The 20,860-nt window shown below is 56.2% G+C and carries 17 protein-coding genes and 2 tRNA genes; 17 read left to right on the forward strand and 2 right to left on the reverse strand.

Features of this window, described 5'->3' with window-relative positions; genetic code table 11:
* Position 1: 1 nt before the first annotated feature.
* Positions 2-1,285, reverse strand: a complete 1,284-nt coding sequence (locus JQR87_RS08125) for an NAD(P)/FAD-dependent oxidoreductase (RefSeq protein WP_434157886.1) — start codon at positions 1,283-1,285, stop codon at positions 2-4.
* Between the two features lie 166 nt (positions 1,286-1,451).
* On the opposite strand from JQR87_RS08125, the gene JQR87_RS08130 reads away from it, so the two are divergent.
* The 10 genes from JQR87_RS08130 to JQR87_RS08175 all read left to right on the forward strand — a co-directional run bounded on the left by JQR87_RS08130 (position 1,452) and on the right by JQR87_RS08175 (position 9,251).
* Positions 1,452-1,528 (forward strand) — tRNA-Val (locus JQR87_RS08130).
* Between the two features lie 225 nt (positions 1,529-1,753).
* Positions 1,754-3,676: a threonine--tRNA ligase gene (gene thrS, locus JQR87_RS08135; RefSeq protein WP_434157887.1), complete on the forward strand. Its 1,923-nt coding sequence runs from the start codon at positions 1,754-1,756 to the stop codon at positions 3,674-3,676.
* Positions 3,676-4,227 carry a translation initiation factor IF-3 gene (gene infC / locus JQR87_RS08140; protein WP_019339385.1) on the forward strand — a complete coding sequence of 184 codons (552 nt, stop codon included), beginning with the start codon at positions 3,676-3,678 and terminating at the stop codon, positions 4,225-4,227. Before thrS ends, infC begins: the two co-directional genes overlap by 1 nt.
* 62 nt (positions 4,228-4,289) lie before the next feature.
* Positions 4,290-4,484 (forward strand): 50S ribosomal protein L35, encoded by a 195-nt coding sequence (rpmI, locus tag JQR87_RS08145; RefSeq protein ID WP_019339386.1) that lies wholly within the window; start codon positions 4,290-4,292, stop codon positions 4,482-4,484.
* Positions 4,485-4,511: 27 nt separating this feature from the next.
* Positions 4,512-4,868 (forward strand): 50S ribosomal protein L20, encoded by a 357-nt coding sequence (gene rplT, locus JQR87_RS08150; RefSeq protein WP_019339387.1) that lies wholly within the window; start codon positions 4,512-4,514, stop codon positions 4,866-4,868.
* A 163-nt stretch (positions 4,869-5,031) separates the two neighbouring features.
* Positions 5,032-6,036 (forward strand): phenylalanine--tRNA ligase subunit alpha, encoded by a 1,005-nt coding sequence (gene pheS / locus JQR87_RS08155; protein WP_407291050.1) that lies wholly within the window; start codon positions 5,032-5,034, stop codon positions 6,034-6,036.
* A gap of 33 nt (positions 6,037-6,069) precedes the next feature.
* Positions 6,070-8,448: a phenylalanine--tRNA ligase subunit beta gene (pheT, locus tag JQR87_RS08160; RefSeq protein ID WP_407291048.1), complete on the forward strand. Its 2,379-nt coding sequence runs from the start codon at positions 6,070-6,072 to the stop codon at positions 8,446-8,448.
* Positions 8,449-8,451: 3 nt separating this feature from the next.
* A complete protein-coding gene (ihfA, locus tag JQR87_RS08165; RefSeq protein ID WP_003282572.1) occupies positions 8,452-8,754 on the forward strand; it encodes an integration host factor subunit alpha in 303 nt (100 codons plus the stop codon).
* Entirely contained in the window at positions 8,735-9,091 is a 357-nt protein-coding gene (locus JQR87_RS08170; RefSeq protein ID WP_407291045.1) for a MerR family transcriptional regulator, read from the forward strand. Before ihfA ends, JQR87_RS08170 begins: the two co-directional genes overlap by 20 nt.
* An 83-nt stretch (positions 9,092-9,174) precedes the next feature.
* Positions 9,175-9,251 (forward strand) — tRNA-Pro (locus tag JQR87_RS08175).
* 743 nt (positions 9,252-9,994) lie between these two features.
* Here JQR87_RS08175 and gltA read toward each other — a convergent pair.
* Complete coding sequence (gene gltA, locus JQR87_RS08180; protein ID WP_407291044.1) at positions 9,995-11,266, reverse strand: citrate synthase; 1,272 nt, start codon at positions 11,264-11,266, stop codon at positions 9,995-9,997.
* 361 nt (positions 11,267-11,627) lie between these two features.
* Between gltA and sdhC the strand changes: the two genes are divergently transcribed.
* The 7 genes from sdhC to lpdA all read left to right on the forward strand — a co-directional run bounded on the left by sdhC (position 11,628) and on the right by lpdA (position 20,793).
* The gene (gene sdhC / locus JQR87_RS08185) at positions 11,628-12,002 is read left to right on the forward strand and encodes a succinate dehydrogenase, cytochrome b556 subunit (protein ID WP_407297777.1); all 375 of its coding nucleotides are present in this window, start codon (positions 11,628-11,630) and stop codon (positions 12,000-12,002) included.
* Complete coding sequence (gene sdhD, locus JQR87_RS08190) at positions 11,996-12,364, forward strand: succinate dehydrogenase, hydrophobic membrane anchor protein (RefSeq protein WP_407291042.1); 369 nt, start codon at positions 11,996-11,998, stop codon at positions 12,362-12,364. The genes sdhC and sdhD overlap by 7 nt, the downstream gene beginning before the upstream one ends.
* A 3-nt stretch (positions 12,365-12,367) precedes the next feature.
* A complete protein-coding gene (gene sdhA, locus JQR87_RS08195) occupies positions 12,368-14,140 on the forward strand; it encodes a succinate dehydrogenase flavoprotein subunit (RefSeq protein ID WP_434157888.1) in 1,773 nt (590 codons plus the stop codon).
* A gap of 10 nt (positions 14,141-14,150) precedes the next feature.
* Entirely contained in the window at positions 14,151-14,855 is a 705-nt protein-coding gene (locus JQR87_RS08200; RefSeq protein WP_434157889.1) for a succinate dehydrogenase iron-sulfur subunit, read from the forward strand.
* A 291-nt stretch (positions 14,856-15,146) separates the two neighbouring features.
* Complete coding sequence (locus tag JQR87_RS08205) at positions 15,147-17,978, forward strand: 2-oxoglutarate dehydrogenase E1 component (protein ID WP_434157890.1); 2,832 nt, start codon at positions 15,147-15,149, stop codon at positions 17,976-17,978.
* Positions 17,979-18,043: 65 nt separating this feature from the next.
* Positions 18,044-19,264 carry a 2-oxoglutarate dehydrogenase complex dihydrolipoyllysine-residue succinyltransferase gene (gene odhB / locus JQR87_RS08210; protein WP_407291033.1) on the forward strand — a complete coding sequence of 407 codons (1,221 nt, stop codon included), beginning with the start codon at positions 18,044-18,046 and terminating at the stop codon, positions 19,262-19,264.
* Between the two features lie 92 nt (positions 19,265-19,356).
* Positions 19,357-20,793 (forward strand): dihydrolipoyl dehydrogenase, encoded by a 1,437-nt coding sequence (gene lpdA / locus JQR87_RS08215; RefSeq protein WP_434157891.1) that lies wholly within the window; start codon positions 19,357-19,359, stop codon positions 20,791-20,793.
* Positions 20,794-20,860 lie beyond the last annotated feature (67 nt).

Here is a 20,860-nt window from a genome sequence, read left to right on the forward strand (position 1 = left end):
GTTAAAACCCTATCCTGTCGCGCAAGTTGTAATAAAGAGCACCGAGAGCACTTAGTGGCGCGCTAAAAGTCTGCCCCCCTGGGAAAGGGTAATGCGGCAGGCTGGCGAAGGCGTCAAAGCGTTCGGCCTGCCCTCGAAGCGCTTCAGCGATGACTTTTCCGGCGACATGAGTATAGGTAACACCGTGGCCACTGCAGCCTTGTGAGTAATAGAGATTGCCATCAAGCCGCCCGACTTGCGGTAAGCGAGACAGGGTCATCAGAAAATTGCCAGTCCAGGCAAAATCGATTCTCGTACCCTCCAACTGCGGGAACGTCTTGAGCATTTTAGGTCGGATGATCGATTCGATATCGGCTGGATCGCGTGCCCCGTAGACCACCCCACCGCCGTAGATCAAGCGCCTGTCGGCCGACAGGCGGTAATAGTCCAGCAAATAATTACAATCCTCTACGCAATAATCTTGCGGGAGTAATGTCGCCGCAAGCGCCGGGTCGAGAGGCTCCGTAGTGATCACTTGGGTCCCGCAGGGCATGGACTTCGCTGCCAGCTCAGGAACCAGCCCACCGAGGTAAGCATTTCCAGCGACAACCACAAATTTGGCGCTTACATGACCATGCGGCGTATGAACACGCGGGTTGGCGCCTCGGTCGATGCGGACTGCCGGGCTCTGTTCGTAGATGACGCCGCCAAGTGATTCAACAGCTGCCGCTTCGCCTAGCGCGAGATTGAGCGGATGAATATGCCCGCCTCCGTGATCCAGCATGCCTCCGCTGTATCGCTCGCACGCTACAACATTCCGAATGCCGTCGTGGTCTAGCATTTCCAACTGATCGTAGCCGTATCGCTCCCACAGCTTTTTCTGCGCCTCGAGGTGATGCATTTGCTTGGCATTGAAAGCGGCGAACACGCCGCCATCCTTCAAATCGCATTCAATACCATAGCGAGCGACACGGTCGCGAATGATCCGCCCGCCTTCGAATGCCATTGCGCCGATCAGTCGTGCTTCGTCACTGCCTACGCTGCGCTCGACAGTGTCGATATCTCGGCTGTAGCTATTGACGATCTGTCCACCGTTGCGGCCTGAAGCGCCGAAGCCAACCTTGGCAGCCTCCAGTATGGCGACCCGAAACCCATGTTCGAGGAGGAACAGCGCTGTGGATAATCCCGTGTAGCCGGCACCGATTACGCAGACATCCGTCTCGATACCGCCGCGCAGGGCGGCGCGATCTAGTGTCGGGTTCGCTGAGGCGGCGTAGTAGGACGAGGGATAAGGGGTGTGCGACATTCTGATTACCCTGTTCCGAATATTTGACGCGATGCTATCTCGACTGGTCCCTATGAAGCCATAGCTTCATAAGTGCAGCGCTTAGTTCAAAAATCACCAATATCAGTGGGTTAGCAAAAAAATGCTTGACTCTATTGGGCGTACCTCTAGAATGCGCGTCCATCGGAGGCACATAGCTCAGTTGGTTAGAGCACCACCTTGACATGGTGGGGGTCGTTGGTTCGAATCCAATTGTGCCTACCAATTCCGAAAAGGGTCGCGCTAGCGACCCTTTTTTTATGCCTTGCTTGTCAGCGCGGTGGCTTTCTGAAAGCATCCGTGCTCCCCATGTTTCCAGTGACTTCGGCTCGCGTCGATCAGCCTCAGGGCTCCTGCCACTGTGCGGCAGGTAATTCGGCGAGTCGCTTTCCTGGCTCATCCCAACCCACGTGGCCTTTGGTAGGGGTCACCACTAGGAGAGGAGGCGCCATGCCCACCATTACTCTTCCTGACGGCAGTCAGCGTTCGTTCGATCATGCGGTATCCGTGGCCGAAGTGGCTCAGTCCATTGGTGCGGGCCTGGCCAAGGCCACCCTTGCCGGCAAGGTGAATGGTCGTCTGGTCGATGCCTGCGATCTGATCGAAGGCGACGCGAGCCTGCAGATCATTACGCCCAAGGATGAAGAAGGGCTGGAAATCATTCGCCACTCTTGCGCGCATCTGGTCGGGCACGCCGTCAAGCAGCTCTACCCAACCGCGAAAATGGTTATTGGCCCGGTCATCGCAGAAGGCTTCTACTACGACATCGCGTTCGAGCGGCCTTTTACGCCGGATGACATGGCTGCAATCGAACAGCGCATGAAGCAGCTGATCGATACCGAGTACGACGTGATCAAGAAGGTCACGCCGCGCGCTGAAGTCATCGAGGTGTTCCGGGCGCGCGGCGAGGATTACAAGCTGCGTCTGGTCGAGGATATGCCGGACGAGCAGGCGATGGGGCTGTACTACCACGAAGAATACGTCGACATGTGCCGTGGTCCGCATGTGCCCAATACCCGCTTTCTCAAATCCTTCAAGTTGACCAAGCTGTCCGGCGCCTACTGGCGTGGAGATGCAAAGAACGAACAACTGCAGCGGGTTTATGGCACCGCATGGGCGGACAAGAAGCAGCTCGCGGCCTACATCCAGCGCATTGAAGAGGCCGAAAAGCGCGACCATCGCAAGATCGGCAAGCGGCTGGACCTGTTCCATACCCAGGAAGAAGCGCCGGGAATGGTGTTCTGGCACCCCAATGGCTGGACGCTGTATCAAGTGCTTGAGCAGTACATGCGAGTCGTGCAGCGTGAAAACGGTTATCAGGAGATCCGCACGCCCCAGGTTGTTGATCGCAGTCTGTGGGAGAAGTCCGGTCACTGGGCGAACTACGCGGAAAACATGTTCACGACCGAGTCGGAGAGCCGTGACTACGCGATCAAGCCGATGAACTGCCCTTGTCACGTGCAGGTGTACAACCAGGGCCTCAAAAGCTATCGCGAGCTGCCGTTGCGCCTCGCCGAGTTCGGTGCCTGCCATCGCAACGAGCCGTCGGGCGCCTTGCACGGTATCATGCGGGTGCGTGGTTTTACCCAGGATGATGCGCATATCTTCTGTACCGAAGAGCAAATGCAGTCCGAGTCGGCCGCATTCATCAAACTGACCCAGGCGGTCTACGCCGATTTCGGCTTCGAGAACATTGAGCTCAAGCTGTCGACCCGGCCGGAGAAGCGAGTCGGTTCCGATGATTTGTGGGATCGGGCTGAGACAGCCTTGGCGGCTGCGTTGGATAGCGCAGGTCTGCCCTACGATCTGCAGCCTGGTGAAGGTGCATTCTACGGACCGAAGATCGAATTCTCCCTGAAGGACTGTCTTGGCCGTGTATGGCAGTGCGGCACCCTTCAGCTTGATTTCAATCTGCCGATTCGCCTGGGCGCGGAGTACGTCAGCGAGAACAACGATCGCCAGCATCCGGTGATGCTGCATCGGGCCATCCTTGGATCGTTCGAGCGTTTCATCGGGATTCTGATCGAGCACTATGAAGGCGCGTTTCCGGCCTGGCTGGCGCCGACGCAAGCGGTAGTGATGAATATCACCGATAAGCAGGCGGATTTCGCGTTGGAAGTGGTGGAAACACTCAATCAAAGCGGCTTCCGTGCCAAGTCCGACTTGAGAAACGAAAAGATCGGCTTTAAAATCCGCGAGCATACCTTGCTCAAGGTTCCCTATCTCTTGGTTATTGGAGACAGGGAAGTTGAGACACGAGCCGTTGCTGTGCGCACCCGTGAAGGCGTCGATCTGGGCTCCATGCCCCTGGATGACTTCGCGCAGCTGCTGACACAAGCGGTTTCCCGGCGTGGTCGCCAAGAATTGGAGTAATGACTATTAAGCGTGAAATGAGACAGGATAAACGAGCTGCACCCAAGGCCCCGATCAACGAGAATATCTCGGCTCGTGAGGTCCGTTTGATTGGTGCTGATGGCGAGCAGGTTGGCATCGTCTCGATTGATGAAGCGCTTCGTATAGCTGAAGAAGCGAAATTGGATCTGGTGGAAATTTCTGCCGACGCGGTTCCTCCCGTATGCCGAATCATGGACTACGGCAAGCATCTTTTTGAAAAGAAGAAGCAGGTTGCTGCGGCGAAGAAGAACCAGAAGCAGATCCAGGTTAAAGAAGTAAAGTTTCGTCCAGGGACGGAAGAGGGTGACTATCAGGTCAAGCTACGCAACCTGGTACGTTTCCTTAGTGATGGGGACAGGGCCAAGGTTTCGTTGAGATTCCGCGGCCGTGAGATGGCGCATCAGGAGCTGGGGATGGAACTGTTGAAGCGGGTCGAAGGTGACCTGGCGGAATACGGTTCGGTCGAACAGCATCCAAAGATGGAAGGACGCCAACTGATCATGGTCATCGCTCCCAAGAAGAAAAAGTAACCACCAGGGCACTGGCAGGCCTTGCGGTTATTTGATATCACCCACAATGTGGAGTACCGAACATGCCAAAGATGAAGACTAAAAGTGGCGCTGCGAAGCGCTTCAAAAAGACGGCGAATGGCTACAAGCACAAGCACGCTTTCAAGAGCCACATCCTGACCAAAATGTCTACCAAGCGTAAGCGTCAGCTGCGTGGTACATCTCTGATGCACCCGTCTGATAACGCAAAAGTAGAGCGCATGCTGCGCGTTCGTTAATTCGGTCAAGACTCAGAGGAATAACTCATGGCTCGTGTTAAGCGTGGCGTCGTCGCTCGTCGCCGTCACAAGAAAATTCTGAAACTCGCCAAAGGCTACTACGGCGCTCGTTCGCGCGTGTTCCGTGTTGCCAAGCAGGCGGTGATCAAGGCTGGCCAGTATGCCTACCGTGACCGCCGTCAGCGGAAGCGTCAGTTCCGCGCTCTTTGGATCGCTCGTATCAACGCTGGTGCACGTGTAAATGGCCTGTCCTACAGCCGTTTCATTGCTGGCCTGAAAAAAGCAGCCATCGAAATCGACCGTAAGGTTCTGGCCGAGTTGGCAGTTAACGAAAAAGCAGCTTTCGCTGCGATTGTCGAAAAAGCCAAAGCTTCTCTGGCCTAAGCCCATCGACAATCGGATCTTCGGATTCGTAGTGACACCGATAGGGGAAGAGCTTTGTGCTCTTCCCCTATTTCGTATCTGAAGGGGCATTTGCAAAAGTGCACCCTGGCAACGTGATCGCGTATGCCGGGTGCGGTTCTGCAAGAACCTCTGGAGGTTGTACATGGAAAACCTGGATGCACGGGTCTCGCAAGCGATCGAGGCGGTGCAGCATAGTCAAGACATCAACACCCTGGAGCAGATCCGTGTCCAGTATCTGGGTAAAAAGGGTGAGTTGACGCTGCTCATGCAGAGTTTGGGCAAGCTCTCCGCCGAAGAGCGCCCCCAGGCTGGTGCCTTGATCAACGCAGCCAAAGCTCAAGTTCAGAATGCACTGAGCGCCAAAAAGGCCGAGCTAGAAGAGGCGGCACTGGGCGCCAAGCTCGCAGCAGAGCGGATCGATGTCACCTTACCCGGACGTGGCGAGGCCTCGGGTGGCTTGCATCCAATCACCCGCACGCTGGAACGCATCGAGCAGATTTTCTCGCATATCGGTTACAGCGTTGCAGAAGGTCCGGAAGTCGAAGACGACTATCACAACTTTGAAGCACTCAATATTCCCGGCCATCACCCGGCCAGGGCTATGCATGACACCTTCTACTTCAACGCCAACATGCTGCTTCGTACCCATACCTCTCCGGTCCAGGTACGCACGATGGAATCAAGCCAGCCGCCGATTCGTATCATTTGCCCTGGCCGCGTCTATCGTTGCGATTCGGATCAGACCCATTCGCCAATGTTCCATCAGGTAGAAGGGTTGCTGATCGACGAGAACATCAGTTTCGCCGACCTCAAGGGCACCATCGAACAGTTCCTGCGAGCGTTCTTTGAGGCTGACCTCGAAGTGCGCTTCCGTCCATCGTTCTTCCCATTTACCGAGCCGTCGGCCGAGGTCGACATCCGCCGTGTGGTTCGCAAGGGCGATCAGGAGTCGCAATCCTGGCTTGAGGTTTTGGGCTGCGGAATGGTTCATCCGGATGTGCTGCGGATGTCAGGTATCGACCCGGAGCGCTATCAGGGCTTTGCATTCGGTATGGGCGCCGAACGGCTGACAATGCTGCGTTATGGCGTCAATGACCTGCGCATCTTCTTCGATAACGACCTGCGCTTTCTCGAGCAGTTTCGCTAGCCGCAGACCGTCAAACACGTTTAGGAGAGCAGGATGAAGTTCAGTGAACAGTGGTTGCGGAGCTGGGTCAATCCGCAGGTTTCCCATGCCGAGCTGGTTGCTCGGTTGTCGATGGTCGGGCTTGAAGTCGATGGTGTAGAGCCAGTTGCAGGTCAATTCAGCGGCGTTGTAGTGGGTGAAGTGCTCAGTACCGAGCAGCATCCGGATGCCGACAAACTACGGGTCTGTCAGGTCAGTAACGGCAGCGAAACGTATCAGGTGGTCTGTGGCGCCCCAAATGTCAGGCCGGGTCTGAAGGTTCCTTTTGCCATGATTGGCGCTGTGCTTCCTGGCGATTTCAAGATCAAGAAGGCCAAGTTGCGTGGCGTCGAGTCAAACGGAATGCTGTGTTCGGCTTCGGAGCTGCAAATCTCCGACGATAATAGCGGGCTGTTGGAGCTCGCTGCGGAGCTGCCGGCGGGGGCTGATATTCGAGCTGCGCTGAATCTCGATGATGCCAGTATCGAAATCGGTCTTACCCCTAATCGGGGTGATTGCTTGTCAATTGCGGGGCTCGCCCGTGAGGTGGGAGCTATCTACGGCGTCCCGGTAGCGCCGGTCGACGTTGAGACAGTAAGTGCTGTCCACCACGATACCAGGCCTGTCGAGGTGCTCGCTGGGGATGCATGCCCTCGTTATCTGGGTCGTGTCATCCATAACGTCGACCCATCGCGGGCAACGCCAACATGGATGGTCGAGCGTCTTCGCCGCTCAGGGATACGCTCTATCGATGCCATCGTAGACGTCACTAACTATGTGATGCTCGAGCTTGGCCAGCCCCTGCACGCATTTGACCTCGCTGAGGTCAACACCGGTATTCGGGTGCGCATGGCCGCAGAAGGCGAGTTGCTAGTTTTGCTAGATGGCCAAACCATCAAGCTGCGTCCTGACACGCTGGTTATTGCTGACCATGAGCGCGCATTGGCTATTGCTGGTGTCATGGGGGGTGAACACAGCGGTGTTAACGTACAAACCCAAAGCATCTTCCTCGAGAGTGCATATTTCGACAGCATTGCCTTGGCCGGCAAGGCGCGTTCATACGGCCTGCACACTGATGCCTCGCATCGGTATGAGCGTGGTGTAGATCCACTGTTGGCCCGCAAGGCCATGGAGCGCACTACCGCACTGTTGCTAGAAATCGTAGGTGGCGAGCCGGGTCCCGTCATCGAAGTGGCCAATGAGCAGGCTCTGCCGCAGACCGCGCCTATCGTGTTGCGCAGCGAGCGTGTCAACCAGATGCTTGGTCTCGAGCTCGCTGGTGCAGATGTCGAGAAGATGCTGAGCCCGTTGGGTTTGAGGCTCACGAGCGAAGGTGAGGGTACATGGCGTGTCGATGTGCCGAGTCACCGCTTCGATATTTCACTTGAGGTCGATCTTATCGAAGAGATAGGCCGTCTTTACGGTTACGATCGTTTGCCCGTGCGCTTCCCGCAGGCACGCCTCGCACCCACGTCTACCCCTGAAGGTCGGGTAACTGTCCCTTCTCTCCGTCGGCTGCTGGTGGCTCGAGGTTACCAGGAGGCGATTACTTACAGCTTTATTGATCCGAAGCTCTTTGAGCTCTTTTCGCCTGGCATAGAACCGCTGATGCTCGCCAATCCGATTTCGGTAGAGATGAGTGCGATGCGCGCCTCTTTGTGGCCCGGGCTGGTAACTGCGCTTCAGTACAATCTCAACCGTCAGCAAACACGAGTTCGTCTGTTCGAGAGTGGCCTGCGGTTCGTCGGGCAACTTGGTGAGCTCAAGCAAGAAGCCATGCTTGCTGGTCTCGTAACCGGCGCTCGGTTCAGCGAGGCCTGGAGTAACGGTCGGGACGCCGTGGATTTCTACGATGTGAAGGCTGATATCGAGGCCTTGCTGAACGGGGCGGGCGGTGACCAAGCGTTCAATTTCGTTGTAGGCGAACATCCTGCACTTCATCCTGGGCAGTGCGCACGTATCGAGCGAAAGGGGCTGCTGGTTGGTTACCTCGGCAGCCTGCATCCTCAGCTCGCAGCCGGCCTTGGTATCGATCAGCCGGTTTATCTGTTTGAGCTCCTGCTTTCAGAGATCACAGAAGGGCATCTCCCTCGTTTTGCCGAATTGTCGCGCTTCCCTGAGGTGCGTCGCGACTTGGCAATCCTTGTCTCGAAAGAGATTTCGGCCGAAGCGGTGCTCGGGAGCATCAGAGATGCCGCGGGGGAATACCTTACGGACCTCAAGCTTTTTGATGTCTACCAAGGTAAAGGTATTGATCCGCTTAGCAAAAGTGTGGCAGTCGGCTTGACCTGGCAACACCCATCGCGCACTCTAAACGACGATGAGGTAAGCGGTGCAATGCAACATATTCTCGCTTCCCTGGAAAAAAGGTTCCACGCCACGTTAAGGAAATAGCGTATGGGGGCTCTGACGAAAGCTGAAATGGCGGAACGTCTTTATGAAGAGCTAGGCTTGAACAAGCGCGAGGCCAAGGAGCTGGTTGAGCTGTTTTTCGAAGAGATTCGCCAGGCGCTTGAGCACAACGAGCAGGTCAAATTGTCAGGTTTTGGCAACTTTGATCTGCGCGACAAGCGACAGCGGCCTGGGCGAAACCCGAAAACCGGAGAGGAAATCCCGATCACGGCGCGTCGCGTTGTGACGTTCCGGCCAGGGCAAAAATTAAAAGCCAGAGTCGAAGCCTATGCTGGAACCAAGTCATAACGACGAGTTGCCCACCATTCCCGGCAAACGCTACTTCACGATTGGCGAAGTGAGCGAGCTGTGTGCAGTTAAGCCGCACGTACTGCGCTATTGGGAGCAGGAATTTCCACAGCTTAACCCTGTCAAGCGGCGCGGTAATCGGCGCTACTATCAGCGACAGGACGTGCTGATGATTCGTCAGATTCGGTCACTGCTTTATGAGCATGGCTTTACCATTGGCGGTGCGCGTCAGCGGATGTCTGGCGACGAAGCTCGTGACGACACTACGCAGTATAAGCAGCTGATTAGGCAGATGATCACTGAGCTGGAAGAAGTCCTTCACGTACTTAAGAATTAGCAGCAATGTCAGAAAAAACTTTCACGGATTCAGTCATTTAAGGTATAGTGCGATCCGCTTTCAGCAGTGCTGAAGGCTCTAGTCGGGGCGTAGCGCAGCCTGGTAGCGCACTTGCATGGGGTGCAAGGGGTCGAGTGTTCGAATCACTCCGTCCCGACCAAAATCCCTAGAAAATCCAGTCACCTAGCGGTGGCTGGATTTTTTTTGTGCAAGTTATAAGAAGCACAAGCAAGAGGCTAGGTCTTGCTGGCTCTCAGTGCGAGCCGGTTAGCGTTAGCGAGCGCCCTTCGATAGCGGTATTCGTGCCTAGTTTGGCCTGACCGAAATAGAGCAGTATCGCGACACCTGCTTATACCCCCTACGCTATGCTTGGTAACGATTATCCTGCTGGCTGGAGGTCGATGATGCCTCGGTAGGGCTCGCCCAGCAGCGGTCAGGTGATTCTCTTGCGCACTTCGGCCTGGCGCCTGCGCATCTACTTTCGGCCGGTTTACCTCTCTGTGAGCGCTTGTGGCGGTGTTGGTCCGGAGTTGTCATTTGTATGCGGTTTCAGCCTATATGCTCGTCCGGCGGCTCAGTGAACAAAGCTTCGCCAGCCCGGGTGTGTTGCAGGGCAGTGGATCGCGCAGGCCTCCAGGTTCAGCCTTTTGATGGCAACATCCGCCTGTAGCTCTCTGTATATAACGGAGCGTTAACGTATCGAAAGTTGTTCTAGGCTGCCTCGCACGGGGCCTGGGCTTGGTGTGCGTGTTGGCTAACGCCAGCTCGGTGACTAGCGAGGAGGGGTGCTGGCTTCCGTTGAAAAAAACACCTGGGAAAGTCAAAACGCCCGATGCATCGCATCGGGCGTTTTGAATGGCAGCTAGCCCTAAAAAGGTTTTAGCCTATCCGGGGCTGAGTACCTTACCGGTCAAGATCGCGCTGGGGGTGGCCGGTGTACAGCTGACGTGGGCGGCCGATCTTCTGGCCGGACGCAATCATTTCCTTCCAATGCGAGATCCAGCCGACCGTGCGAGCAAGCGCGAAGATAACGGTGAACATGCTGGTGGGAATGCCGATAGCCTTGAGAATAATGCCCGAGTAGAAATCGACGTTCGGGTACAGGTTACGCTCCGCGAAGTAGGGGTCGTTCAGCGCAATTTCTTCAAGCTTCATTGCAAGCTCGAGTTGTGGGTCGTTGATACCGAGCTCGCCTAGAACCTCATCGCAGGTTTGCTTCATGACCTTGGCGCGTGGGTCGAAGTTCTTGTAGACGCGGTGGCCAAAGCCCATCAGCTTGAACGGATCGTTCTTGTCCTTAGCCTTGGCCAGGAATTTCTCGATGTTCGAAACGTCGCCGATTTCGTCCAGCATGGTAAGTACAGCTTCGTTGGCGCCGCCGTGCGCAGGCCCCCAGAGCGCAGCGATACCGGCTGCAATGCAAGCAAATGGGTTGGCGCCGGTGGAGCCTGCCAGCCGAACGGTAGAGGTCGAAGCGTTCTGCTCGTGGTCCGCATGAAGAATGAAGATGCGGTCCATGGCCTTGGCCAGAACAGGGCTGATCGGCTTCACTTCGCATGGAGTGTTGAACATCATGTGAAGGAAGTTTTCAGCGTAGTTCAGGTCGTTGCGTGGATACATCATCGGCTGCCCCATGGAGTACTTGTACACCATGGCCGCCAGTGTTGGCATCTTGGCGACCAGGCGCACGGCGGAGATCTCGCGGTGGTGAGGGTCGTTGATGTCCAAAGAGTCGTGATAGAAAGCAGAGAGAGCTCCTACAACGCCACACATGATCGCCATGGGATGAGCGTCACGACGAAAGCCGTTAAGGAACGACTTGAGTTGTTCGTGAACCATGGTGTGGTTCTTGACGGTGCTGATGAACTTCGCTTTTTCCTCGGCGGTAGGCAGTTCGCCGTTCAGCAGTAGGTAGCAGGTCTCGAGATAGTCAGCCTTTTCGGCCAGCTGTTCGATCGGGTAGCCGCGATGCAGCAGAACGCCCTTATCACCGTCAATGTAGGTGATCTTGGATTCGCAAGAGGCAGTGGACATGAAGCCTGGGTCGAAGGTGAAGCGACCCGTGGAGGTCAAGCCTCGTACATCGATTACGTCGGGCCCTACGGTGCCGGTTAGAACGGGCAGTTCGATGGCGTCTGCGCCTTCGATGATCAACTGCGCTTTTTTGTCAGCCATGTATGGCCTCCTGTTTTATGCTTGGAATCATCATGGCCCCCCACGCAGGGCCCGCATCACTATAGTGAGATAAATCACAAAGTCAATTTGCGCGGACCCCCGCTGCAGCGGGCATTCTAGGGTAAATTCGCTAACACAGATTGTCTGTTTACGGCATTTATACAGGGGTCGCCATCCGCCTTTAGTGGCACTTCACCACATTGTCATTAGCCACCTAACTGTTTATAATCGGCGACCGACCGGCAGGGGCCTTACAGGCAGTTTCCTGTAGGTTGTCACTCGTGGGTGGCGGGTACCGCTGCGTGCTCTTCCCAACAACTTTGCCCTGCTGTTCGGGGCTCTCAAGTGTGAAAAAAAAGCCGTGAAAAGCCAACGACCTGTAAACCTAGATCTTAGGACAATAAAACTTCCAATAACTGCCTACACCTCAATCCTGCATCGCATATCTGGCGTAGTCCTGTTTGTTGGTGTGGCCATCCTGTTGCTTGCGCTTGATACCTCCTTGTCTTCAGCTGAAGGCTTCGATGAGGTGAAAGCGTACCTCGGTAGCCCACTGGCGAAGCTGGTGGTATGGGCGCTTCTCGCTGCGCTGCTCTATCACTTGGTAGCAGGCGTGCGGCATCTGATCATGGATTCCGGGCACGGCGAGACGCTGGAAGGCGGAAAGCTTGGCTCGAAAATCGTTCTGGCCGTTTCGGCGGTATTGATCGTCCTGGCGGGAGTCTGGATATGGTAACCAACGTCACCAACTTTTCCCGGTCTGGTCTGTACGATTGGATGGCCCAGCGTGTTTCCGCTGTGGTCCTCGCGGCTTATTTCCTGTTCCTGATTGGATACCTCGTTGCGAATCCGGGGCTGGATTACGCTCAGTGGCATGGGCTGTTCTCTGCTCAGTGGATGCGGATCTTCAGTCTTCTCGCGCTCGTTGCGCTCAGCGTTCATGCCTGGGTTGGTATGTGGACCATCTCCACCGATTACCTGACCAACATGGCAGTAGGCAAGTGGGCTACCGGCGTGCGTTTTCTGTTTCAGGCAGTGTGTGGCATAGCCATGTTCACTTTCTTTGTCTGGGGCGTGCAGATTCTTTGGGGTATCTGATTCATGGCTAGCATTCGTACTCTTTCTTATGACGCCATCATTATCGGTGGCGGCGGCGCGGGCATGCGCGCTGCGTTGCAGTTGGCCCAGGGTGGGCATAAAACTGCAGTGGTAACCAAGGTTTTCCCTACTCGTTCTCACACTGTTTCCGCTCAGGGTGGCATTACTTGTGCCATCGCGTCGGCTGATCCGAATGACGACTGGCGCTGGCACATGTACGACACCGTCAAGGGCTCCGATTATATCGGTGACCAAGACGCCATCGAGTACATGTGTTCCGTCGGCCCCGAGGCTGTGTTCGAGCTGGAGCACATGGGACTGCCGTTCTCTCGTACCGAGCAGGGACGCATCTACCAACGTCCGTTTGGCGGTCAATCGAAGGATTACGGCAAGGGTGGTCAGGCCGCTCGTACGTGCGCGGCTGCAGACCGTACCGGTCATGCGCTGCTGCATACGCTCTATCAGGCCAACCTGAAGGCCGGGACATCATTCCTTAACGAATGGTATGGCGTCGATCTTGTGAAAAACCAGGATGGTGCCGTTGTTGGCATCATCGCTATCTGCATCGAAAACGGCGAAACCGTTTACATCCGCTCCAAGGCCGTTGTGCTGGCAACCGGTGGCGCAGGCCGTATTTATGCGTCGACTACCAATGCGCTGATCAATACGGGTGACGGCATTGGCATGGCTTTGCGCGCGGGTGTGCCGGTGCAGGACATCGAAATGTGGCAGTTCCATCCGACCGGTATTGCTGGTGCCGGTGTGCTGGTAACGGAAGGCTGCCGTGGTGAAGGTGGTTACCTGATCAACAAGCACGGTGAGCGCTTCATGGAGCGTTACGCTCCGAACGCTAAAGACCTGGCTGGTCGCGATGTGGTCGCCCGTTCCATGGTCAAGGAGATCCTGGCCGGCAATGGCTGCGGTCCAGACGGCGATCACGTAATGCTGAAACTCGACCACCTGGGTGAGGAAGTGCTGCACAGCCGTTTGCCCGGTATCTGCGAGCTGTCCAAGACGTTTGCACACGTTGATCCGGTCACCGCTCCGGTACCAGTGGTTCCGACCTGCCATTACATGATGGGTGGTGTCGCCACCAATATCCATGGTCAGGCGATCACCCAGGATGCCAGTGGTAACGACAAGATTATCGATGGCCTGTTCGCAGTGGGCGAAGTGGCATGCGTGTCGGTACACGGGGCAAACCGTCTGGGCGGAAATTCTCTGCTCGATCTGGTTGTGTTCGGCCGTGCAGCCGGTCTGCACCTCGAGAAGGCGCTGAAGGAAGGTGTAGAGCACCGCGGTGCGACCGAAACCGATCTGGACGTTGCACTGAATCGACTGGCGAGCTTGAACGAGCGGACTGAAGGCGAGGATGTCGCTTCTTTGCGTAAAGAGCTGCAGAGCTGTATGCAGAACTACTTCGGTGTGTTCCGTACAGGCGAATATATGCAAAAGGGCATCGCCCAGCTTGCTGACCTTCGCCAGCGCATCGCTAACGTAAAAATTAACGACAAGAGCCAAGCGTTCAATACCGCACGTATCGAAGCGCTGGAGCTGCAGAACCTTCTTGAGGTTGCTGAGGCAACTGCCGTTGCAGCAGAAAGCCGCAAGGAGTCACGTGGCGCTCATGCCCGTGAAGATTTTGAAGAGCGTGATGATGAGAACTGGCTGTGCCACACCTTGTATTTCCCAGGTGAAAAGCGCGTAGCCAAGCGTGCCGTGAACTTCTCTCCGAAGACAGTTCCGACTTTCGAACCCAAGGTCCGGACTTACTGAGGTCGCCGATATGTTGCAAGTGAGCGTTTACCGCTACAACCCGGATAAAGACGAAAAGCCGTACATGCAGGACTTTCAGGTCAATACCGATGGTAAAGACCTGATGGTGCTGGACGTGCTGGCTCTCATCAAGGAGCAGGATGAAGGGTTCTCTTACCGTCGCTCCTGCCGTGAAGGTGTATGTGGCTCGGACGGCATGAACCTGAACGGTAAAAACGGACTTGCCTGTATCACCCCGCTGTCGTCTGTTGTCAAAGGCAACAAGTTAGTGGTGCGTCCGCTACCAGGTTTGCCGGTGATTCGTGACTTGGCTGTAGATATGGGCATCTTCTATAAGCAATACGAGAAGGTTCGTCCTTATCTGATGAACGATACGCCTGCTCCGGCTATCGAACGTCTGCAGAGCCCAGAGGATCGGGAAAAGCTTGATGGCCTGTATGAGTGCATTCTGTGTGCTTGCTGCTCGACCAGCTGTCCGTCCTTCTGGTGGAACCCGGATAAGTTCCTTGGTCCTGCTGCGCTACTTCAGGCCTATCGTTTCCTGGCTGACAGTCGCGACACTGAGACCGTGAACCGTCTGTCTGCATTGGACGATCCGTTCAGCGTGTTTCGTTGCCGGGGCATCATGAACTGCGTGAGCGTATGTCCGAAGGGGCTGAATCCGACCAAGGCCATTGGCCATGTCCGGAACATGCTGCTGCAGAGTGCAACCTGATGTGCCCTAGGGGTTTGTGATTACTAGAAGTAGTCGCAAGCCCTGAACTGTTTCACCGCGACACCTACGGCGCCGGAGTCCAAACTCGGCGCCGTAGTCATAGTAGGAATCCCAGCTTACAAGGCCGGGGATTTGCTCTGAAATTTGAAGACCAGCAGGAGCATCCGGGGTGGTTCTCGGAAACTATCTGCGCGGTCCGTGGTGGCTTTACCTGGGTCGCTGCTTCAGAACTTGGGAAGTCATGCTGCGGTCTCCACGCTGGTGGTGTCTCCTTATCGAAGGTGACCAGACATGCAAGAAAGCGTAATGCAGCGCATGTGGGACAGCGCCCACCTATCCGGTGGTAACGCTGCCTATGTGGAAGAGCTTTATGAGCTCTACCTGCACGATCCCAACGCTGTGCCCGAAGAGTGGCGCACCTACTTCCAGAAGCTGCCTGTCAGCGGCGGCGCTGCGGCCGACGTTTCGCACTCGACAATACGCGATCATTTCGTGCTGCTGGCTAAGAACCAGCGCCGCGCGCAGCCTGTTTCTGCGGGTAGCGTCAGCAGTGAGCATGAAAAGAAGCAGGTCGAAGTCCTGCGTTTGATTCAGGCCTATCGGATGCGTGGCCACCAGGCCGCACAGCTCGATCCGCTTGGCTTGCAGCAGCGTGTGGCTCCGGCTGACCTCGCAATCAGCAACTACGCACTCACCGATGCTGATCTCGATACGGTATTCCGTACCGGCGACCTCGCAATGGGCAAAGATCAGGCAACATTGCGTGAAATTCATCAGGCGCTGCAAGAGACCTATTGCCGCACCATCGGGGCGGAATTTACGCATATCGTTGATTCTGATCAGCGCAACTGGTTCATTCAGCGGCTGGAAAGCGTTCGCGGCCGTCCATCCTTCTCAGCTGAAATCAAGAGCCATTTGCTTGAACGCTTAACCGCTGCAGAGGGACTCGAGAAGTATCTGGGTACCAAATATCCGGGTACGAAGCGCTTTGGCCTCGAAGGCGGCGAGAGTCTCATTCCGTTGCTGGATGAGATCATTCAGCGGTCCGGTTCTTACGGCACGAAAGAAATTGTCATTGGTATGGCTCACCGAGGCCGTCTCAATGTGCTTGTCAACACGTTTGGCAAGAACCCACGCGACCTCTTCGACGAGTTTGAGGGTAAGAAGGTCGAAGGCCTGAGTTCCGGTGACGTAAAGTACCACCAGGGCTTTTCCTCGAACGTGATGACACCTGGTGGCGAAATCCACCTGGCAATGGCATTCAATCCATCGCACCTCGAAATCGTTTCGCCGGTAGTTGAAGGGTCTGTCCGCGCACGTCAGGATCGCCGTTGCGATGCGGTTGGTGACAAGGTTCTGCCAGTAACCATTCACGGCGATGCCGCTGTGGCGGGGCAGGGCGTGGTCATGGAAACGTTCCAGATGTCCCAAACCCGTGCTTATCGCACGGGCGGTACCATTCGGATCGTGATCAACAACCAGGTTGGTTTCACCACCAACAAGCAGGAAGACGCTCGCTCTACCGAATATGCAACTGACGTTGCAAAGATGATCCAGGCTCCCATCTTCCATGTGAATGCGGATGATCCTGAAGCGGTGCTGTTCGTCACCCAGCTCGCTGTCGACTATCGCATGCAGTTCAAGCGCGACATCGTCATTGACCTGATCTGTTACCGTCGTCGTGGTCACAACGAAGCAGACGAGCCTAGCGGTACTCAACCGCTTATGTATCAGAAGATCGCCAAGCAGCGCACTACGCGTGAGCTTTATGCTGATGCGCTGACTCAGTCGAACGTGCTCGACAATGATCAGGTCCAGGCTAAGGTCGATGAATATCGGACCGCTCTGGATAACGGTCTGCACGTCGTTAAAAGCCTGGTTAAGGAGCCGAACAAGGAACTGTTCGTCGATTGGCGTCCATATCTGGGCCACGCCTGGACCGCTCGTTACGACACGCGATTCGAGCTGAAAGCGCTTCAGGAGCTCTCTAACAAGATGCTGGCGGTGCCTGAAGGCTTCGTCGTGCAGCGTCAGGTTTCAAAGATACTCGAAGACCGTCAGAAGATGGGCGCCGGCGCGCTGGCCATCAACTGGGGTTATGCCGAAACGCTGGCCTACGCTACGCTTCTGTTTGAAGGTCATCCGGTTCGCATCAGCGGTCAAGACGTAGGTCGCGGTACCTTCTCGCATCGTCATGCGGCGTTGCACAACCAGAAAGATGGCAGCACCTACATCCCGCTACAGCACTTGTACGAAGGGCAACCCCGTTTCGACCTGTACGATTCGTTCCTCTCGGAAGAAGCGGTACTGGCATTTGAATACGGCTACGCGACCACCATGCCGAACGCGCTGGTGATCTGGGAGGCTCAGTTCGGTGACTTCGCCAACGGTGCACAGGTCGTGATCGACCAGTTCATTACCAGCGGCGAACACAAGTGGGGACGCCTGTGTGGGCTGACCATGCTGTTGCCCCATGGCTACGAAGGGCAGGGGCCAGAGCATTCCTCGGCTCGCTTGGAGCGTTACCTGCAGCTATGCGCTGAGCACAACATTCAAGTTTGCGTCCCGACCACGCCTGCGCAGGTCTACCATATGCTGCGTCGGCAGGCGATCCGCCCGCTGCGCAAGCCGTTGGTAGCACTAACGCCCAAATCGTTGTTGCGTCACAAGCTTGCCACTTCGACGCTGGAAGATCTGACCCAGGGTTCCTTCCTGACCGTGATCCCAGAGATCGATCAGATTGATCCGAACAAGGTCGAACGCCTGGTCATGTGCAGCGGCAAGGTGTACTACGACTTGCTCGACAAGCGCCGCAACGAAGGGCGTGAAGACATTGCGATTGTTCGTCTGGAGCAGCTCTATCCATTTCCGGAAGAGGATCTGGCCGAGGTGCTTGCGCCTTACCAAAACCTCAAGAGCATCGTCTGGTGTCAGGAAGAACCGATGAACCAGGGCGCCTGGTATTGCAGTCAGCACCATATGCGTCGCGTCGCCGTTGCGCATAAGAAGGAGTTGTTCCTGCAATACGCGGGTCGTGAAGCCTCAGCAGCGCCTGCAGTCGGTTACGCCTCCATGCACGCCGAACAGCAGGAAAAGCTGCTGCAGGACGCCTTCACCGTTTAATTATTTTTGCTAGAGGCCGCGAATGACGCGGCCTCGATGTAACCCGAATCAAAGGACCCGAGCTAATGGCTATCGAGATCAAAGCCCCCCAATTTCCGGAATCGGTTGCTGACGGCACTGTTGCCACTTGGCACAAGCAGCCGGGCGAAGCGGTAAAGCGTGACGAGCTGATTGTAGACATCGAGACTGATAAGGTCGTCATGGAAGTGCTTGCCGAAGCGGACGGTGTGCTGACCGAAATCGTCAAGAACGAAGGCGATACCGTGCTCAGCGGTGAGCTGCTTGGTAAGCTCGATGCAGGCGCTACAGCTTCTGCTTCTGCTCCTGCCGCATCAGCACCAGCCGCAACCGCAGCTACTTCAGCTCCGACCACCGCTGGCAGCGAAGATGCCATCCTGGCGCCTGCCGCTCGCAAACTGGCCGAAGAAAACGGCATTGACCCTAACAGCGTGAAGGGCACCGGCAAAGATGGCCGTGTCACCAAGGAAGATCTAGTCGCCGCCATCGAGGCGAAGAAGTCGGCTCCGGCTGCAAGCAAGCCTGCTGCCACCTCAGCGGCTGCCCCTGTTGCAGCCGCTGGCGATCGCACCGAGAAGCGCGTGCCGATGACCCGCCTGCGTGCCAAGGTTGCGGAGCGTCTGGTCGAAGCTCAGTCGAACATGGCGATGCTGACGACCTTCAACGAAGTCGACATGACCGAAGTCATGGCCCTTCGCTCGAAGTACAAGGATCTTTTCGAAAAGACTCACAACGGCGTGCGTCTAGGCTTCATGTCTTTCTTCGTTAAAGCCTCTGTCGAAGCGTTGAAGCGTTTCCCAGCGGTCAACGCTTCGATCGACGGTAACGATATCGTTTACCACGGCTATCAGGACATCGGTGTCGCTGTTTCCAGCGATCGTGGCCTGGTCGTTCCGGTTCTGCGAAATGCGGAGCTCATGAGTCTGGCCGAAGTCGAAAACGGCATCGCTACCTTTGGCAAAAAGGCTCGCGACGGCAAGTTGTCGATCGATGAGATGACCGGCGGCACCTTCACCATCACAAATGGCGGCACGTTCGGTTCGATGATGTCGACCCCGATCGTCAACCCGCCGCAAGCCGCTATCCTCGGCATGCATAACATTCTGCAGCGTCCGATGGCCGTCAATGGTCAGGTAGTCATTCGACCAATGATGTACTTGGCGCTGTCCTATGACCATCGCCTGATCGATGGCAAGGAAGCTGTAAGCTTCCTGGTGACGATCAAAAATCTGTTGGAAGATCCGGCTCGCCTGCTGCTGGACATCTAACAAGCGTCACGGGCTGCAGCTGGTAGGCTAGGCAAATGCTGGGCCTGCTGCTGTGGCCTTTGGTTTTTTAGCTGCACTCAAGAGGATTCGTAATGAGCCAGAAATTCGACGTCGTCGTGATCGGTGCCGGCCCCGGCGGTTATGTTGCAGCCATTCGTGCAGCACAATTGGGTCTCAAGACCGCCTGTATCGAAAAATATCAGGGCAAGGAAGGCAAGACTGCACTTGGCGGCACCTGCCTGAACGTCGGCTGCATTCCGTCCAAGGCACTGCTGGACAGCTCCTACAAGTTTCATGAAGCGCATGAAAGCTTCAAGGTTCACGGTATCAGTACTGGCGAAGTGGCCATGGACGTTCCGACCATGGTGGCGCGCAAGGACCAGATCGTCAAAAACCTCACCGGCGGTGTGGCGGGTCTGATGAAGGCAAACGGCGTGACCGTTTTCGAAGGTCATGGCAAGTTGCTGAGCGGTAAGCAGGTTGAAGTGACCGCACTGGACGGCAGCAGCCAGGTGCTCGGCGCGGAGAACGTGATTCTTGCATCCGGCTCCAAGCCGGTGGACATTCCGCCCGCACCGGTCGACCAGAAGACCATCGTCGATTCCACCGGCGCGTTGGACTTCCAGAGCGTGCCCAAGAAGCTGGGCGTCATTGGTGCCGGGGTCATTGGTCTGGAGCTGGGTTCGGTCTGGGCTCGCCTGGGCGCGGAAGTCACGGTTCTGGAAGCCATGGACAAGTTCCTGCCGGCTGCAGACGATCAGATTTCCAAGGAAGCCTTCAAGGTATTGAGCAAGCAGGGGCTGAATATCCTGCTGGGCGCGCGCGTTACGGGTTCCCAGGTCAATGGGGACCAGGTCACCGTCAACTTCACCAACGCAGAAGGCGAGCAGCAGCAGACCTTTGACAAGCTGATCGTAGCGGTTGGCCGTCGTCCGGTTACTACCGACCTGCTGGCTGCTGATGCGGGTGTTGATATGGATGAGCGCGGTTTCATCTTCGTTGATGATTACTGCGCAACCAGCGTCCCGGGCGTTTACGCGATTGGGGACGTGGTGCGCGGCGCGATGCTCGCTCACAAGGCCTCGGAAGAAGGCGTAATGGTTGCAGAGCGCATTGCTGGACATAAGTCGCAAATGAACTACGACCTGGTTCCGTCGGTCATCTATACCCATCCGGAAATCGCGTGGGTCGGTAAGACCGAACAGGTCTTGAAGAGCGAAGGCGTTGAGATCAATGTCGGTACATTCCCCTTCGCTGCCAGCGGTCGTGCCATGGCGGCTAACGACACGGCAGGGCTTGTGAAGGTTATCGCTGACGCCAAGACTGACCGCGTTCTGGGTGTTCATGTCATGGGGCCTGCTGCGGCTGAGCTGGTTCAGCAGGGTGCGATCGGGATGGAGTTCGGTACCAGTGCCGAAGATCTCGGCATGATGGTCTTCTCGCACCCGACCATGTCTGAAGCACTGCACGAAGCGGCGCTGGCAGTGAATGGCCATGCCATCCACATCGCCAACCGCAAAAAGCGCTGATAGCGCAGTAGCCTTGGTGTTGCGTCTGGCCTTTCAAAAAAGGTCAGGCGCAACCGCCGAACACCTT

It is taken from the genome of Stutzerimonas stutzeri, assembly GCF_051028275.1.
Lineage (GTDB): Bacteria > Pseudomonadota > Gammaproteobacteria > Pseudomonadales > Pseudomonadaceae > Stutzerimonas > Stutzerimonas stutzeri_AS.

Coding starts and splice junctions, on each gene's coding strand:
- JQR87_RS08125 (WP_434157886.1), bottom strand. CDS start 1,285: ATGTCGCACACCCCTTATCCCTCGTCCTACTACGCCGCCTCAGCGAAC.
- thrS (WP_434157887.1), top strand. CDS start 1,754: ATGCCCACCATTACTCTTCCTGACGGCAGTCAGCGTTCGTTCGATCAT.
- infC (WP_019339385.1), top strand. CDS start 3,676: ATGACTATTAAGCGTGAAATGAGACAGGATAAACGAGCTGCACCCAAG.
- rpmI (WP_019339386.1), top strand. CDS start 4,290: ATGCCAAAGATGAAGACTAAAAGTGGCGCTGCGAAGCGCTTCAAAAAG.
- rplT (WP_019339387.1), top strand. CDS start 4,512: ATGGCTCGTGTTAAGCGTGGCGTCGTCGCTCGTCGCCGTCACAAGAAA.
- pheS (WP_407291050.1), top strand. CDS start 5,032: ATGGAAAACCTGGATGCACGGGTCTCGCAAGCGATCGAGGCGGTGCAG.
- pheT (WP_407291048.1), top strand. CDS start 6,070: ATGAAGTTCAGTGAACAGTGGTTGCGGAGCTGGGTCAATCCGCAGGTT.
- ihfA (WP_003282572.1), top strand. CDS start 8,452: ATGGGGGCTCTGACGAAAGCTGAAATGGCGGAACGTCTTTATGAAGAG.
- JQR87_RS08170 (WP_407291045.1), top strand. CDS start 8,735: ATGCTGGAACCAAGTCATAACGACGAGTTGCCCACCATTCCCGGCAAA.
- gltA (WP_407291044.1), bottom strand. CDS start 11,266: ATGGCTGACAAAAAAGCGCAGTTGATCATCGAAGGCGCAGACGCCATC.
- sdhD (WP_407291042.1), top strand. CDS start 11,996: ATGGTAACCAACGTCACCAACTTTTCCCGGTCTGGTCTGTACGATTGG.
- sdhA (WP_434157888.1), top strand. CDS start 12,368: ATGGCTAGCATTCGTACTCTTTCTTATGACGCCATCATTATCGGTGGC.
- JQR87_RS08200 (WP_434157889.1), top strand. CDS start 14,151: ATGTTGCAAGTGAGCGTTTACCGCTACAACCCGGATAAAGACGAAAAG.
- JQR87_RS08205 (WP_434157890.1), top strand. CDS start 15,147: ATGCAAGAAAGCGTAATGCAGCGCATGTGGGACAGCGCCCACCTATCC.
- odhB (WP_407291033.1), top strand. CDS start 18,044: ATGGCTATCGAGATCAAAGCCCCCCAATTTCCGGAATCGGTTGCTGAC.
- lpdA (WP_434157891.1), top strand. CDS start 19,357: ATGAGCCAGAAATTCGACGTCGTCGTGATCGGTGCCGGCCCCGGCGGT.